This is a genomic window from Neorhizobium fuzhouense (genome assembly GCF_042611105.1).
Lineage (GTDB): Bacteria > Pseudomonadota > Alphaproteobacteria > Rhizobiales > Rhizobiaceae > Neorhizobium > Neorhizobium galegae_A.
Genome location: NZ_JBHFFP010000001.1, coordinates 279,913 through 295,095, shown reverse-complemented (window position 1 = coordinate 295,095; position 15,183 = coordinate 279,913). Strand labels below are relative to the sequence as shown.

At 61.9% G+C, this 15,183-nt stretch carries 12 protein-coding genes and 1 tRNA gene; 6 read left to right on the top strand and 7 right to left on the bottom strand.

What is annotated here, in order from left to right:
• Positions 1-89: 89 nt before the first annotated feature.
• Positions 90-1,457 carry an aspartate aminotransferase family protein gene (locus tag ACEXP3_RS01505; protein ID WP_377295663.1) on the top strand — a complete coding sequence of 456 codons (1,368 nt, stop codon included), beginning with the start codon at positions 90-92 and terminating at the stop codon, positions 1,455-1,457.
• Positions 1,458-1,476: 19 nt separating this feature from the next.
• On the opposite strand, the gene ACEXP3_RS01500 is transcribed toward ACEXP3_RS01505, so the two are convergent.
• The 3 genes from ACEXP3_RS01500 to ACEXP3_RS01490 all read right to left on the bottom strand — a co-directional run bounded on the left by ACEXP3_RS01500 (position 1,477) and on the right by ACEXP3_RS01490 (position 5,707).
• On the bottom strand, positions 1,477-2,997 hold the full coding sequence (locus ACEXP3_RS01500) for an ArnT family glycosyltransferase (protein WP_377295662.1): 1,521 nt from the start codon (positions 2,995-2,997) through the stop codon (positions 1,477-1,479).
• Entirely contained in the window at positions 2,978-3,970 is a 993-nt protein-coding gene (locus ACEXP3_RS01495) for a glycosyltransferase family 2 protein (protein ID WP_377296058.1), read from the bottom strand. Before ACEXP3_RS01495 ends, ACEXP3_RS01500 begins: the two co-directional genes overlap by 20 nt.
• Before the next feature lie 162 nt (positions 3,971-4,132).
• On the bottom strand, positions 4,133-5,707 hold the full coding sequence (locus ACEXP3_RS01490) for a glycosyltransferase family 39 protein (protein ID WP_377295661.1): 1,575 nt from the start codon (positions 5,705-5,707) through the stop codon (positions 4,133-4,135).
• A gap of 285 nt (positions 5,708-5,992) precedes the next feature.
• Between ACEXP3_RS01490 and ACEXP3_RS01485 the strand changes: the two genes are divergently transcribed.
• Positions 5,993-6,907 carry a lysylphosphatidylglycerol synthase domain-containing protein gene (locus tag ACEXP3_RS01485; protein ID WP_377295660.1) on the top strand — a complete coding sequence of 305 codons (915 nt, stop codon included), beginning with the start codon at positions 5,993-5,995 and terminating at the stop codon, positions 6,905-6,907.
• Positions 6,908-7,017: 110 nt separating this feature from the next.
• On the opposite strand, the gene amn is transcribed toward ACEXP3_RS01485, so the two are convergent.
• Both amn and ACEXP3_RS01475 read right to left on the bottom strand, forming a co-directional pair.
• Positions 7,018-8,517 (bottom strand): AMP nucleosidase, encoded by a 1,500-nt coding sequence (gene amn / locus ACEXP3_RS01480; RefSeq protein ID WP_210103044.1) that lies wholly within the window; start codon positions 8,515-8,517, stop codon positions 7,018-7,020.
• A 152-nt stretch (positions 8,518-8,669) separates the two neighbouring features.
• Positions 8,670-9,011 carry a DUF2147 domain-containing protein gene (locus ACEXP3_RS01475; RefSeq protein WP_377295659.1) on the bottom strand — a complete coding sequence of 114 codons (342 nt, stop codon included), beginning with the start codon at positions 9,009-9,011 and terminating at the stop codon, positions 8,670-8,672.
• Between the two features lie 505 nt (positions 9,012-9,516).
• Here ACEXP3_RS01475 and ACEXP3_RS01470 point away from each other — a divergent pair.
• Positions 9,517-9,783: a sel1 repeat family protein gene (locus tag ACEXP3_RS01470; protein WP_210103042.1), complete on the top strand. Its 267-nt coding sequence runs from the start codon at positions 9,517-9,519 to the stop codon at positions 9,781-9,783.
• A gap of 76 nt (positions 9,784-9,859) precedes the next feature.
• On the opposite strand, the gene ACEXP3_RS01465 is transcribed toward ACEXP3_RS01470, so the two are convergent.
• Together ACEXP3_RS01465 and ACEXP3_RS01460 are read right to left on the bottom strand one after the other, a co-directional pair.
• Positions 9,860-10,972 carry a pyridoxal phosphate-dependent aminotransferase gene (locus ACEXP3_RS01465; RefSeq protein ID WP_377295658.1) on the bottom strand — a complete coding sequence of 371 codons (1,113 nt, stop codon included), beginning with the start codon at positions 10,970-10,972 and terminating at the stop codon, positions 9,860-9,862.
• A 120-nt stretch (positions 10,973-11,092) separates the two neighbouring features.
• A complete protein-coding gene (locus ACEXP3_RS01460; RefSeq protein ID WP_377295657.1) occupies positions 11,093-11,446 on the bottom strand; it encodes a hypothetical protein in 354 nt (117 codons plus the stop codon).
• 245 nt (positions 11,447-11,691) lie between these two features.
• On the opposite strand from ACEXP3_RS01460, the gene ACEXP3_RS01455 reads away from it, so the two are divergent.
• The 3 genes from ACEXP3_RS01455 to ACEXP3_RS01445 all read left to right on the top strand — a co-directional run bounded on the left by ACEXP3_RS01455 (position 11,692) and on the right by ACEXP3_RS01445 (position 14,543).
• Entirely contained in the window at positions 11,692-12,909 is a 1,218-nt protein-coding gene (locus ACEXP3_RS01455) for an NAD(P)/FAD-dependent oxidoreductase (RefSeq protein ID WP_377295656.1), read from the top strand.
• Positions 12,910-13,024: 115 nt separating this feature from the next.
• Positions 13,025-13,114, top strand: a tRNA-Ser gene (locus ACEXP3_RS01450).
• Between the two features lie 397 nt (positions 13,115-13,511).
• Positions 13,512-14,543, top strand: coding sequence for a porin (locus ACEXP3_RS01445; protein WP_377295655.1), 1,032 nt, complete (start codon positions 13,512-13,514; stop codon positions 14,541-14,543).
• Positions 14,544-15,183: the final 640 nt, after the last annotated feature.

Sequence of the window (15,183 nt, the reverse complement as noted above, 5' to 3'; positions counted from 1 at the left end):
CCATGTTCGTAGCCGATCAGAAACCGCCTTACAATCAGGCACATCGCCCGCCGCCTGCGTGCGGAAAGGCGCATGTGTGGAGGGATGCCGTGACCGCCTTGACCACCCTGTCCAACCTGTCTGCCATCGATGCCGCCCATCATCTGCATCCCTTCTCCGACATGAAACAGCTGAACGAGAAGGGCACCCGGATCATCGCACGCGGCGAGGGCGTTCACATCTGGGATGCGCAGGGCAAGAAATATCTGGATGCCTTTGCCGGCCTCTGGTGCGTCAATGTCGGTTATGGCCGCCGGGAGATCGCAGAGGCGGTGTCGCGGCAGATGAACGAACTGCCCTATTACAACACCTTCTTCGGCACAACGAACGAGCCCGCCACGCTTCTCGCGCAAAAGATCACCGGCCATGCCGGGGGAAGCCTCAACCACGTCTTCTTCACCAATTCCGGGTCTGAAGCGACGGATACCTGGTTTCGCATGGTGCGCGTCTACTGGAAGACGCTCGGCCATCCGACGAAGACCCATGTGATTGCGCGCCGCAACGGCTATCACGGCTCAACCGTTGCCGGCGCGTCGCTCGGCGGCATGAAGCCCATGCACGAGCAGGGCAACCTCCCGATCGAGGGCATTTCCCATATCGGCCAGCCCTACTGGTATGCCGATGGCGGCGATCTGACGCCGGACGAATTCGGCCTGAAGATGGCCCGCGAACTGGAGGCGCGGATCGACGAGCTGGGCGAGGAGAATGTCGCCGCCTTCGTCGCCGAACCCATCCAGGGGGCGGGCGGCGTCATCGTGCCGCCGGACAGCTACTGGCCGGAAGTGGCCCGCATCTGCAAGGCGCGCAACATTCTTCTGGTGGCCGACGAGGTGATCTGCGGGTTCGGCCGGCTCGGGCGCTGGTTCGGCCACCAGCATTTCGGCTTCGAGCCGGATCTGGCGCCGATCGCCAAGGGCCTGTCCTCCGGTTACCTGCCGATCGGCGGCGTGCTGGTGAGCGACCGCGTCGCGCGGGTGATGATCGAGGAGGTCGGCGATTTCAACCACGGCTTCACCTATTCCGGCCATCCGGTCTGTGCTGCCGCAGCGCTCGAAAACCTGCGCATCATCGAGGAGGAGGGCCTGGTGGAGCGTGTGGCAACCGATATCGGTCCCTATTTCGCTGCCGCCCTGAAATCGCTGGAGGATCACGAGGTCGTCGGGGCGGTCGATGCGGTCGGGCTGATCGCCGGCGTACAGCTTGCGAGCGACAAGGCAACGCGCCGGCGCTTTGAAAAGCCCGATGATGCGGGCATGACCGTGCGCAACCATTGCCTGGAGAACGGGCTCGTGATGCGCGCCACCGGTGACCGCATGCTGGCCTCGCCGGCGCTCGTCATCACGCGTAGCGAGGTGGACCAGATCATCGAGACGCTGCGGGCCGGCCTCGACCATCTGCGCGACACGGTTTCCCGGTAAGCTGGCGGAGCACCACGGTTCAACGAACGGGCAAGGGTGCCTGCTTTACGAAAGCATAGCCGAAGGGAAAGGTCGCCCGGCCACGCGAGAACAGGTAGGGCACCGCCATCTGGCGGGCGTTGCCGTTCGCCTCTAGAATGAGGCCATGCGCCGCCAGAAGGGCGGCCGCCGATACGGGAAGCGGCTCGCCCGCCTTCGCCGGCCAAGCGATCAGGCCGCTACCGATTTGGGCCGCGGCCTCAAGCGAGACCGGAAGCGGCGTGTCCGGCATGATCACCGGCACGTCTGGCCATTGCAGGCGCAGATTGCCGGCAAGCATCAGGTCGTCGGTGATCACATAGGCGGGCCGTTCGCCCCGTTCTTTGACGACCTGCTCCACAAAAGACCGGTAGGGAATGTGTTCCTTGCCATAGTCGCCGATCAGAGGACCGATCAGGTTGCTGAGCGCCAGATAGAGGGAGAAGGCGGTGACGATACCAAGGAGCGGCGGCGCCATGCGCGCCACGCTCTGGCGCATGTCGCCTTCGATCGCATCGAGCTTCAGCACGAGGTATAGCGGCAGGAGCAGGAGGAAGGGCGACAGCCACTTCTGGCGGATGCTGGACGCGCCAAAGCCGATGCCGATCAAGGCCACCAGAACGAGCGAGGCGATGATCATGCCGCCAATGAGGCGCGTCCAGCGGCTCTGCGCCCGAAAGGCGGCCCCGATATCGCGATAAAATACCAAAGCGAAGACGGCGAGCACCGGGATGGAGCCCGCAAGCGTTGATTCGAGAATCGAGATGAGACCCCGCATCGTATCCTTTGCCGCATTGCCCGATGCACCATCGTGCATGGCCTGTACGGTGCCGGTGGTTGCAAGGTCGAGGTGGTAGAGAACCCACACCAGATGCGGCGTGACGATGGCGATTGCGATGAGAACCGCCGGGATGACGCGCCAATCGAAGAGGCGGCGGCGAAACTGTGCATCTGTCAGCATGGCGAGAATGGCCGCGACCGGCAGGATGACGAAGTTGTACTTGGTGATGATGCCAAAGCCGACCGTCACGCCCAGGGCGAGATAGCCGAAGAGGCCCGGGCGCTTCAAAACGGAGAGCTGGGCACACAGGAACAGCGAGACCAGACAGAGCGTTCCCACCGCATGGGTCAGGTCACGCTGCGCAAGGACCGTCACCGACGGAACGGCCAGCACGCCGAGCATGGCGACGAAGGGCAGGCGCCTGTCGCGCACCACGATGCGGGCGGCGACGAGATAAAACAGGCAACAGAGAAAGAGAAGCCCGTTCTTCAATAGGGAGATGGTGGCCACCGACAGGCCGAAGACATGGACCACGCCATATTGCAGCCAGTTGTAGAGCGGTGGCTGCCGGCCATAGCCGAGAAGCAGCATCTGCGCCTGGAAGGCCTGCTCGGCCTCGTCGTTCTGCAGGCTGTCGGAACGGATGACCCGCAGCAGCACGCACAGCACGAAATAGCCAAGAACAAGCCAGATGACGATGTCCGGGCGGCGGACGAGGAATTTATGAATTCGGGTGCTCACCGCTGAAAACATCTCTCACGATATAGCTCAGGGAATTTTCGTCTCGGTAATAGGTGCGCGCCAGCATTTCGGCGAGGATGCCCGTGGTAATCAGCTGCATGGACGACAGAAACAGCATGATGCCGACGAGAAACAGCGGCCGCGTGCCGATATTGTTGCCCATGATGAACTTGTCGACGAACAGGTAGGCGAGGATCAGACCGGCGAGCGCGCCCAGTGCCAGCCCCAGCGATCCGAAGAAATGCCCCGGCCGTGCCTTGAAGCGCATGAAAAACATCACCGACAGGAGGTCGAGGATGACGCGGAAGGTGCGCGAGATGCCGTATTTGGAGGTGCCGTGCTGGCGCGCGTGATGGGTCACCGGCATTTCGCCGATGCGCGAGCTTGGCACGACGCCGGCCACCCAGGCGGGGATGAAGCGGTGCATTTCACCCATCAGCCGCACCTGCTTGATCACCGAGCCGCGGTAGATCTTCAGGCTGCAGCCATAATCATGCAGACGCACGCCGGTGATGCGACCGATCAGTCGGTTGGCGATCCAGGAGGGGATCTTGCGCAGGACAAGTCCGTCCTGGCGGTTCTTGCGCCAGCCCACCAGAAGATCCAGCTCGCGCCGCTCCAGTTCCTTCACCATCTCCGGAATGTCACGCGGATCGTTCTGCAGGTCGCCGTCGAGGGTCGCGATCAGGCGTCCGCGGGCCTGGGTAATGCCGGCCTGCATGGCGGCCGTCTGGCCGAAATTGCGCTGCAGCGCCACCACCTGCAGGTCAAGGCCGGGACGGCCGATAGCCGAGCGGGCATTGGCAAGCGTGGCATCGGTGCTGCCGTCGTCCACGAGGATCAGCTCCCAGCGGTAAGCGATGCCGGCCATGGCCTCCTCGATGCGAGCAATCAGCGGGCCAACGCTTTCCTCTTCATTGAAGATCGGCACCACCAGGGAAAGCTCCACGGCCGAAGCATCCGTCGCCGGCATCCCGGCCCGTTCCGCAACTGTCTGCACCTGACATTCTCCTTGATCCGCCGGGCTGCTCTTTCCGCCACAGGCTCACGCTGCGGCTCAGGCGCCCGAGGCCTGCCACGTCTTTGTTGACGCCCTGTATAGCAAGAGCATCGCTCTTGCCAGCGCAGGCCATCGTCAATTTGCCGGATAGAGAACGGCGTAACCCAAGTGATACACGTCCCCCGGCCGTCCGTTGATGTAGGGCACGTCGACAACGCCGGTCTTCATGCGCGCACCGGCACCGGCAAAGCGGTCGATGGACGGGCGCAGATTGTCGGGCAGTGTGAGCGGGTCTGCCGTGCGGCGGTTCCAGACGGCAAGGATCGGCCTTTGCGCGCTGAACTCGTATTTCGGCTGGAAGGCCGGAAAATAGATCGAGTAGACGGGCACATCCGGCAGGTAGAGGCGCATATTGCCGCCGATGTGGGAATCGTTTGCAATCAGCAGGCCCGGGCGCGTGCCCACCTCGTTGACCAGCCGTTCGACAAGTTCACGCTGGGGGTAGTTCAGCTTCTCGTAGGAGCCGGTCCATTGCGGCAGGTGAAGCCGCACGCCGAGGATGGTCGGGATGATGACCATGACGGCGAGCGCAATCGTGAGGAAGCGCCGTGCCCCGGTCTCCGAAAGCCGGCCGGCGGCCGAAAGCTTCAGCGTCAGGTAAAGCGGCAGCACGACGAGCAGGGGGGCCAGCCAACGGTCCTTGATGTGTTCGGCGCCTGTCACGAGAAGCATCAGGATGAGAACGAAGGCCAGGGCAAGCAGCATGCGTTCGATAAAGCGTGTCCAGTCGTTGCCGCCGGCGCGCAGGCTCGCCACGAAATCACGGCCGAAGGCAATCCAGTAGGCGAGAATAGTGAGGCCGGCAAAGCCGATGATGGCGATGACCAGCGAGGTCAGTCCCTCAAGGAAGGGAAAGCGTGTCGCGGTCGCGCCTGTGTCCTGCAATTTCGACAGGGTGCCCTGCGACGCGACGGAGAGATTTTGCAGAAGCCACCAGCCATGCGGCGCAACGACGATCACGGTCAGTACGGCGGTCAGGAGGAAGCGTCGGTCGAAGATGCGGCGGCGCCACTGCGGATGGGACAGCACCGCCAGAAAGGCGGCAGCCGGCAGAAGAGCAAAATTGTATTTCGCCAGAAGCCCGAGCCCGGTGGCAAGGCCGGTGATGGCGTAGCTCGCGAGACTCGGTTTTTTCAACGTGAAGAACAGGCCGGACAGGAAGAGGACCGCGCAGAAGATCACGGCGACCGTGTGCGTGAGGTCGCGCTGCGATTCGAACGCTACCTGCGGGATGGTCAAAAGCCCGAGCGTCGCGATGGCCGCATGCTCCTTGCGCGGCAGCAGCAGCTTGGCCGTCTTCCACGAGATCAGGTAAAGGCTGAAGAGGATGGTGTTCTTCCAGATGGCAAGCGTGGCGATGGATATGCCGCCGATCGAAAAAACCAGGTGTTGCAGCCAGTTGTAGAGCGGGGGCTGGGTGGCATAGCCGAGCGCCAGCCATTGCGTGACGAGGACCTGTTCGGCCTCGTCATATTCCAGTGAATCGGACACGGTCAGGCGCACCAGCAGGTTCACCAGAAAATAACCGGCAAGCAGCAGCGGCAGAAGGATATCCCAGGAAACGAAACCGCCGGCGCCCGCTGCAGGGCGAGAGGCCTGTTCCGGCGAAGCGTCCGCGGAGGAGGCGGGAGAAGACAAGTCAGGTTTCATCAGCACAGTTCTTTTTGACGTCTGCGGACAAGGCTCTTCATCCGGCATTCACCGGCCTTGTCGCAAGCATCCAGGGGTGGAAGACGGCTTGGGCGTCAAAACCGTCCACGCTCTCTGCGCGGCTGCAGTTGTCGATGCCCTGCCTTTCTCCTAAAGGTCAGTGATACATGGTGGGGCGTTTTGCTATTGCCAGTCCCCGTCGATCTCCGATCTGACATTCCAGGCGGCTTTTATATGAAGAGTGATGGGCTTGCGAGCCAAAACCCTTGGATAGTGCGCCATGCGATGACCCTCGTGACGGTCATTGCCATCGTGGCTTATATCCTGTTCATCCAGTGGTTCTTTGGCTGGGGGCAGATCATCGGGCTCTGGCGGGAGACCGGCTGGACGACGCCGCTGGTTGCGATGGCGCTTCTCCTCGTCACCTATGTGCTGCGCACCTGGCGCATTCGCGATTATTTTCCGCGCGAGACGGGCGGGCATTTCAGGTTGTTGCTGCGGCTGGTGCAGGTCCACAACCTCCTCAACATCATGCTGCCCTTTCGAAGCGGCGAGATGAGCTTTCCGCTGTTGATGAAGCGCGAATTTGGCCTTTCCATTGCCAGAGCCAGTTCGGCGCTCCTGGTCATGCGGCTGCTGGACCTGCATGCGCTGCTGGCGGCGGCCGGCATCGGCCTTGCGCTCCAGGCAACGCATGCCGTCGCCTGGCTGGCGTGGTGCCTGTTTGCGCTGATGCCAGCCCTGGGCTTTGCCGCCCGAAGGCCGCTGTTTCGCCTGTTGCACGGCAGCCTGCCGGCAAGGCTCGAGGCGCTGCTGGTGGAAATCGAGGCGGGCCTGCCGCCCACCACCACCGCCTTCCTGCGCGCCTGGGCGGCGACGCTGATCAACTGGTTCGTCAAGATCATCGTGGTGGCCTGGGTGCTGGTGCTTCTGGGCGGACTTGCCGTTCCCGCCGGCTTCGGCGGCGCGCTCGGCGGTGAGCTTTCCTCCGTCCTGCCGCTCCATGCGCCGGGCGGCGTGGGAACCTATCCGGCCGGCATCACCGCCGGTGCGCTGGCCTTCGGCAGCCCGCATGACGGGGAGGCGATGGCGGCGCTGGGCAAGGCCGCCGTCAACGCCCATCTGATGATCATCATGACATCCGTTGCCGGAACCCTGCTGGCGATGATGGTCGCCGGGCGGACGAAAACCGCGCCATAGGCTCGGCGGGCCCACGCCTCTTCGTCATCCGCGTGGTTCCGTCTTTCGCAACGGCAGACGCGGGAGGCGGCCGGGCGTGATCCCCACGCCTTAGCCGCACCGGCCGTCGCTTACTGGAATGCCGTCTCGTAAAAGCTGCGCAGTTTTCGCGAGTGCAGCGTTTCCGTCGGCATGGCCGCCAGTTTCTGCACGGCGCGAATACCGATCTTCAGGTGCTGGCGCACCTGCGTGCGGTAAAATTCCGTCGCCATGCCCGGCAGCTTCAGTTCGCCGTGCAGGGGCTTGTCGGAGACGCAGAGCAGCGTGCCATAGGGCACGCGGAAGCGGAAACCGTTGGCCGCAATCGTTGCCGATTCCATGTCGAGTGCGATGGCGCGCGCCTGCGACAGGCGTTTCACCGGTCCGCGCTGGTCGCGCAGTTCCCAGTTGCGGTTGTCGATGGTGGCAACGGTGCCGGTGCGCATGATGCGCTTCAGCTCAAAGCCTTCAAGACCGGTGATTTCCTCCACCGCATCCTCCAGCGCCTTCTGCACCTCGGCAAGTGCCGGGATCGGCACCCAGACGGGCAGGTCGTCGTCCAGCACATGGTCCTCGCGCATATAGGCATGCGCCAGCACGTAATCGCCCAGGCGCTGGCTGTTGCGAAGGCCTGCACAGTGGCCGACCATCAGCCAGGCATGCGGGCGCAGCACCGCGATATGATCGGTGATCGTTTTGGCGTTGGACGGCCCGACACCGATATTGACCAGCGTGATGCCGGCATGGCCCTTCTTCTTCAGGTGATAGGCCGGCATCTGCGGCAGGCGGGCAATCGGCTCCGGTGCCGTGCCGCTGCCCGGCAGGGTGACGAGATTGCCCGGCTCGACAAAGGCCGTATAGCCCTCGCCACCATTCGCCATCAGTTCGCGGGCAAAGGCTGCGAATTCGTCGATGTAGAACTGGTAGTTGGTAAACAGCACGAAATTCTGGAAATGCTCCGCGCTGGTTGCCGTATAATGGCTGAGGCGCGCCAGCGAATAATCGATGCGCTGGGCGGTAAACGGCGCAAGCGGCGCCGGTTCGCCGGGCACCTGGTCATATTCGCCATTGGCAATCAGGTCGTCGGTCGTATTGAGGTCCGGCGTATCGAACAGGTCGCGCAGCGGCATATCGTTCAGCACCGTCGAAGACGAGGCCTCGACATGGGCGCCTTCGCCGAAGGCAAAGTGCAGGGGGATCGGCGTGGTCGATTCCGACACCGTCACCGGCACATGGTGGTTGCGCATCAAAAGGCCCAACTGCTCCTTCAGGTAATGGCGGAACAGTTTGGGCCGGGTGATGGTGGTGGTGTAGACGCCGGGCGCCGTGACATGGCCATAGGACAGGCGCGAATCGACATGGCCGAAGCTGCTGGTTTCGATGCTGACCTGGGGATAGCAGGCGCGGTAGCGGCCGCGCACGGCACCGCCCTGCGCCAGATCATCGAAGCCGCTGATCAGGAAGGCCGTGTTGCGCTCGTAAAGGGCGGCAAGGGCATCGACCGCCTTGACGGGATCGTCAAAGCTTTGCGCCTCGAAAGGCTCCGGGCTGATGCAGTGGGCGGGTGCGAAAGGCAGGATGTGTTTGCTCATGATGCATTATAAGGCGCTCTTGCTAACAAGCAAATTACGCTTTTCCGTCGTTTTGTAGGATCTTTGATGGCGCTTTGCGTGACGCTGGCCGTGTAACAGGACGGCCACGGCGCGCTTCACGCCTTTTCTACGTCCGGGTCCCGCGATGGCCCTTAAAGCCGGGTCCAGGTCTGCGCCTTGCAGAAGACCGCAAGCACGCAGCCCTTCATCTTCAGCGCATTTCCGGTGATGGCGCCGGAGCCGGCATAGGTCTTGTCGTTTTCCGGGTCGGTGATCTCGCCGGTATAGTCGTTGCCCTTGCCGTCCATGCGGCCGATTTGCCGGCCGGCGAACTTGCCCGTCTTCAGCGTCACGCAGAAGGACTTGCCGCAGGGGGCGATGACGGCCGTCTCGCCGCTTGCGGTTTTCCAGCTGCCCTCGATCGGCTCCGCCGCCTGCGAAACCGGGGCCAGTGCCAGGACAAGGCCAGCGGCCAGCATTGCTTTGCGAAACATCCCGTCTCTCCTCTCTGATATCCCCGCCTTCCGGCATCGACGCGTGTGGCCGTTCCTCTCCTCCAGAAGATCGTCCCCGCGCGACGTCAAAAAGCTAGCTGACGCTCACGTAAAGGTAAACAGGAATTGCGGGCGGTTTCAGCCCTTTGCGATGGTGTCGCGCCTCGCCTTTGCCGGCCCGGCGCAAAACACGGTGAGCAAAGGGTAAAGATGCCATGGTGAACAGCGGGTAAACCGGATCCGAAAATCCTTAATTTGCAAGGGCTGCGATGTTTAACGAAAAGCGAGGTTTACCAGCCGTTTAGATTTTGTTTTCAGCAAATTAAGCATGCATTTTAGACAAATTTTGAAGCCCGTACGGCACACTGAAGTCATCAAACGAGCAGGAAAACCTGCCGGTCGGAAGGATCGCAAAAGCCGCAGAGACGGCAGATCCGGACGGCGCCCTTCAAGGGCAAGACAAACAGGGTTCGTTACAACAGGCACTGAAACAGGGATCGACGCAATGGCACACTTTGACATGAACAATTCGGATATAACCGCCATGGGCACGGAAGCTCGCGCCGAGACCTTCTGCGACATGGGCCTGAAATATGCGACCGGGCGCGGTTGTCCGGTCGATCTGGTGGCGGCGCACAAGTGGCTTAACATCGCCGCGATCCGCGGCTCCGACCGGGCGGCCGAGCTTCGCGCCGATCTGTCGCAGTCGATGACGAAGATGCAGCTGGCCGAAGCGCTGCGGGCCGCCCGCGACTGGATGACCATGCACTGAACCGGGCGACAACCGCCCGGATCGGATCTTGTTCAAAAGCCGCGCATCGTCGCGGCTTTTGCCTGTTTGGGGATACTCAGCCGAACGAGGCCAGAACCTGCGGCAGCGCCTCTGCCAACAGAGCCATATCCGCTTCCGGCCCGGTGCTCACCCGGATGCAGCGGTTGAGCGGGGCGACACCCGGCATGCGGATGAACACGCCATGGTCCATCAGCCCATCGACGATCGCACGCGCATAGGTGCCGTCGCGTCCGCAATCGATCGCCACGAAATTGGTGGCGGACGGCAGCGGCGAAAGCCCGTTCTCAAGCGCGATCGCGGCAATCGTTTCGCGCGAGCGGGCAATGCGCGCCGTCACCTCCGCGAGATAATCCTGGTCCTGCAACGCCGCAAGTGCTGCGGCCACGCTGATGCGCGCCATGCCGAAATGGTGGCGGATCTTGTCGAAGGATTTCGCATTCTCCGGCGTCGTCACCACATAGCCGACACGCGCGCCGGCAAGCCCATAGGCCTTGGAGAAGGTGCGCGTGCGCATGACGTTCGGTTGATCGAGAAGGGAGGCGATGGATGGCGTCGTGCCCGCAGGCGCCGTTTCGCAATAGGCTTCGTCCAGGATGAGAAGGCAGGTTTCCGGCAGGGCCCTGGCAAAGGCTGCAACGCTTTCGCCATCCCACCAGCTTCCCATCGGATTGTCGGGATTGGCCAGATAGACCAGCGGCGCATTTTCGCGGCGCACCAGGTCGAGGAGGCCGGCGAGATCCTCGCGGTCCTCCACATAAGGCGTCGTCACCAGTCGGCCGCCATAGCCGTTCACATGAAAGTTGAAGGTGGGATAGGCGCCGAGCGAAGTGACGACCGGCGTTCCCGGCTGAACGATCATGCGGGCGATGTGGCCGAGCAGCGAATCGACGCCTTCACCCACGGCGATATTGTCTGCCCCGCAGCCGAGATGCGCCGCAAGCGCCTGCTTCAGCGCAAAGTTTTCCGGGTCGGCATATTTCCACGTCTCGGACGCCGCCTCGCCGATGGCCCGCAGCACGGAAGACGCCGGGCCGAAGCCGCTTTCATTGGCCCCGATGCGCGCCTTGACGCTCAGTCCGCGGCTGCGCTCGATGGCTTCAGGGCCGACAAAGGGCACGGTTGCGGGCAGCTGGCTGACAAGGGGAGTGAAACGCGTAAACGCCGACATGCTGAACGTCCGATGTAAGGAAGACCTGACGCCAGCATAGGTGCGTTTGACGCCCGTGCAAGGCCGCTGTGGCGCTGGGCGGTTCGCCCAACGTCGCAAGACCGGCCTCCCATCAGCGCATCAATGATTCAAATCGAAGCTCACGCGGATGACATGGTGGAGAAAATCGGCGTCGATCAGCATGTTGAAGCCGACGGTGACCTTCTCCTCTTCGCGGCGAATCAGCGTGCAGCCGATCTCGTCGCGAATGCCGAGGATCTCCAGGAAGAAGTTCTTCGGCACCGAGAGGCTGGGGCTCACCTCCAGCTGGGCGCCATACAGCGAGATCTTGCGCACCAGGCAGCGCAGTTGCTGCGCGGTGCTGAGGCGATGCCCGACGAAAATGATCTTGCCGGGGCGGTCGATGTCGAATTTTTCAAACACCTCGTCATGAGGAATGAACGGTTTTGTATCTCTGACGATGTTCAAGGGCATGGAACCCTCCCATGACTGCGACAATCCAATGACTGCGACGATCCGATCTTGACCGTATAGTGATGATACATCTTGAAGGTGAATGATAAAATACCGCTGAACAGGTCAGTTTTTGTCAGTGGTTTCCATGCCTTGACTGTCTCTGAGCGGCGCGGTTGACGAAGGCCGGGCAGGGCGGTACCCCAGAGGCCGTGCACGCCATCTGCCGCGCGGTTCGGCACCGGCTTTGCCAAGGAGAAAAGACAGTGTCGGACAAGCTGGTGATCATCGGGGGCGGGCAGGCAGGCTTTTCGCTGGCCGCAAAGTTGCGTGCGCTGAAGGACGAACGTCCCATTACCATGATCAGCGCGGAAGCCGTGCCGCCCTACCAGCGCCCGCCGCTGTCGAAAAAATATCTCCTGGGCGAGATGGAGTTTTCAAGACTGCTGCTGCGTCCGCCAAGCTGGTTTGATGAGAATGCCGTGGAGTTGCGGCTTGCAACCTTTGTCGAGGAGATCGACCGGGCCGCCCGCACGGTGCGCCTGCAGGATGGCACGCGGCTCGATTACGGCACGCTGGTTCTGGCAACGGGGGCAACGCCGCGCACCCTGCCGGCGGCCATCGGCGGCGATCTCGACGGTGTCTATGTCATGCGCGACAAGCGCGACGCAGACCGTCTCGCCGGCGAAATGCTCGCCGGACGCCGGGTGCTGGTCATCGGCGGCGGCTATATCGGGCTCGAGGCGGCGGCGGTTGCCCGTCACAAGGGGCTCGAGGTGACACTCATCGAAATGGCCGAGCGCATCCTCAACCGCGTCGCCGCCCGCGAAACCGCCGACATCATCCGCGCCATTCATCTGGACCACGGCGTGGATCTGCGCGAATCGACCGGGCTTCGCCGCCTGATCGGTACGAACGGCCATGTCAGCGGCGCCGAGCTTTCCGATGGAACGGTTCTCGACGTGGATTTCGTCATTGTCGGCATCGGTGTGACGGCGAACGACATGCTGGCAAAGACCGCCGGCCTTGAGATGGCCAACGGGATTTCGGTCGATTCGTTTGCCCGCACCTCCGATCCGCAGATCCTTGCGGTCGGAGATTGCGTGAGCCTTCCCTATGAAGGGGCGCAGATTCGGCTCGAATCAGTGCAGAACGCCGTCGACCAGGCCGAATCAGCCGCGGCCACGCTTGCCGGTGCCGCAACACCTTATCTGCCCAAGCCCTGGTTCTGGTCGGATCAGTATGACGTCAAGCTGCAGATTGCCGGCTTCAACCAGGGATATGATGAAACGCGCCTACGCCCGGGCGCACGCGAGGGGGCAGCCTCCGTCTGGTATTTTCGAGAGGGCCGGTTCATCGCCGTTGATGCCATCAATGATGCGAAAGCCTATGTGACGGGCAAGAAACTGCTCGAGCTTGGCCGGCAGCCGGATGCAGCGATTCTGGCCGATGCGGCGCAAGACCTGAAGCTGCTGCTCGCCTGAAAGCCTTTTGGTCTGGTGCTTTCCCGGGATTTGCGGGCTTTCCTTTGGGATTTGTGTCGAAACGCCGGAAAATGCCTTGCAATCGCCGGCCGACCGCAATAATCACCTCCCCACCGGAGAGGTGGCCGAGTGGTCGAAGGCGCTCCCCTGCTAAGGGAGTATACCAGAAATGGTATCGTGGGTTCGAATCCCATCCTCTCCGCCACGCAATTTTTGCGTGGCAAAAGCCCGCCAGAACGCGGTTCTCCATTTTCCTGTTTCTTTAGTTGTTCCGTGCCACTGATAGTGCGCCATCCGTAAACCCGGATATCGCGCGTCGCGCGTAACATCCTGTGGCTTAAGGACTTTCTTAAGCAAACGTAAATTTCTCTCCCCGTCGCCTCACGCTTTTGTGTCCTTTTCGCAACAGGGGTTTCTTAAGCATCTGCATCGGAACGGAACGGGTTCAGTTCACGATTGCATGAGTAAGTCTCTCTTGTATGTTCACCATCAGAAGCGGCGGTGGATCGTTGTCTTCTAAAGAACCGACGGGGATGGGGCAGGGAATGCTGTCCTTCAGCCAAAAAACCCAGACCCTTACGAAACTTTGACTGGAGGTCAATATGAACATCAAGAGCCTTCTTCTCGGCTCCGCTGCAGCCCTCGCTGCAGTATCTGGCGCACAGGCTGCTGACGCTATCGTGGCTGCTGAGCCCGAGCCCCTGGAATACGTTCGCGTTTGCGACGCTTTCGGCGCCGGCTTCTTCTACATCCCGGGTTCTGAAACCTGCCTCAAGATCGGCGGCTACGTTCGTTTCCAGACGAACATCGGTCGTGACGCTTCCAACGGTGGTACGCCGAGCGCCACTTCCACGTCGGACTGGGATTCCTTCACGCGCGCCCAGCTCGAAATCGACACCCGTTCGGACACCGAATTCGGTGCCCTGCGCGGCTTCATCGGCCTGCGTGGCGATGCTGACAGCTCTTCGAGCCGCGGCGTAAACGTCGATCAGGCCTTCATCGAAATCGGTGGTCTGAAGGTTGGTTACTACTACAACTGGTGGGACGATGGTCTCTCTGGCGAAACCGACGATCTGGCAGCTGGCACGACCCGCTTCAACTCCATTCGTTACACCTACACGGCTGGCGCTGCATACGCTGGTGTGGCTGTTGACGAACTCGAAGGCGTTGCTCGTCCGGGCGAAACCGACAACAACGTCGGCATCGAAGCCATCGTTGGTGGCAAGTTCGGTCCGGCTGCTGTTGCGCTGCTCGGCGGCTACGACACCGACCAGAGCGAAGGCGCCGTTCGCATTATCGCTACGGCTGACCTCGGCCCGGGCACTCTCGGCCTGGCTGGCGTATGGGCAAGTGGCCCGAACGCTTACTACGACACGTCGGAGTGGGCAGTCGCTGTTGAATACGCTGTGAAGGTCACCGACAAGTTCAAGATCACCCCCGGCTTCCAGTACTACGACAGCCTGAAGAATGCTGCCGGCACTGACTTCGGCGACAACAACGCTTGGAAGGCTGGTCTGACGTTCGACTACCAGCTCGCCAAGAACCTGTCCGCCAAGGCTTCGGTTCAGTACCTCGATCCGGACAACGCTTCGGAAAGCTGGTCTGGCTACCTGCGCCTGCAGCGCGCATTCTAATCTGATCTCACCATCGGATGAACGGAAAGCCCGGCTTCATGCCGGGCTTTTTGCTTTTGGATCGGGGCACGTCGGGCGGGATGTCGCACGCAAATCCCGATTGCGCGGCGGCCCTCACGCCAGCCTGTAGGCCAAAACTGGCCACTCTGGCTAGATCGAGGAATATTATCGGCTGCTTTTTGGTGGGCGCCCTTGAGATTCGTAAAAGCTGGCAGCGGCGTGTCCAATGGGTCGTGCGCGTAGACGCCTGGCTGCGTCCATTGCGAAGCTACCTCAGGCCCATGACGCTTGCTTACCCGACACCTGCGACCTCGTGGACGAGGACCATGCAATTCACGCTTACGGATTTTGCTCTTGTTCAGGGTCCACGTGGATGTATGACATCTTGTCGAGTGTTTGGCATCGATTCTTCGCGGTGCAGGTTGCGCGTGGAGAGCCGTGCATGACGAACGTCATGCGTTTGCGGCTGAGCGCCAGAGGCTGGTGCATGCGTTGCCGCTTGCTGAACTCACCGGTGAGTCGTGCAACTGAGTCGGCAGCCAGAGCCGCAGCCCGCGAGTCGGCTGACAATTTTGCGAAAATGCGTCCGCTATTGATGAACGAATTGCCGTCACAATGTGCTGAGGGTGAACGATATCCT

Excerpts from the sequence above, each read along its gene's own strand:
- ACEXP3_RS01490 (WP_377295661.1), bottom strand. The coding sequence starts at position 5,707 with ATGAAACCTGACTTGTCTTCTCCCGCCTCCTCCGCGGACGCTTCGCCG.
- ACEXP3_RS01445 (WP_377295655.1), top strand. The coding sequence starts at position 13,512 with ATGAACATCAAGAGCCTTCTTCTCGGCTCCGCTGCAGCCCTCGCTGCA.
- ACEXP3_RS01470 (WP_210103042.1), top strand. The coding sequence starts at position 9,517 with ATGGCACACTTTGACATGAACAATTCGGATATAACCGCCATGGGCACG.
- ACEXP3_RS01495 (WP_377296058.1), bottom strand. The coding sequence starts at position 3,970 with ATGCCGGCGACGGATGCTTCGGCCGTGGAGCTTTCCCTGGTGGTGCCG.
- ACEXP3_RS01485 (WP_377295660.1), top strand. The coding sequence starts at position 5,993 with ATGACCCTCGTGACGGTCATTGCCATCGTGGCTTATATCCTGTTCATC.
- ACEXP3_RS01475 (WP_377295659.1), bottom strand. The coding sequence starts at position 9,011 with ATGTTTCGCAAAGCAATGCTGGCCGCTGGCCTTGTCCTGGCACTGGCC.
- ACEXP3_RS01460 (WP_377295657.1), bottom strand. The coding sequence starts at position 11,446 with ATGCCCTTGAACATCGTCAGAGATACAAAACCGTTCATTCCTCATGAC.
- ACEXP3_RS01465 (WP_377295658.1), bottom strand. The coding sequence starts at position 10,972 with ATGTCGGCGTTTACGCGTTTCACTCCCCTTGTCAGCCAGCTGCCCGCA.
- amn (WP_210103044.1), bottom strand. The coding sequence starts at position 8,517 with ATGAGCAAACACATCCTGCCTTTCGCACCCGCCCACTGCATCAGCCCG.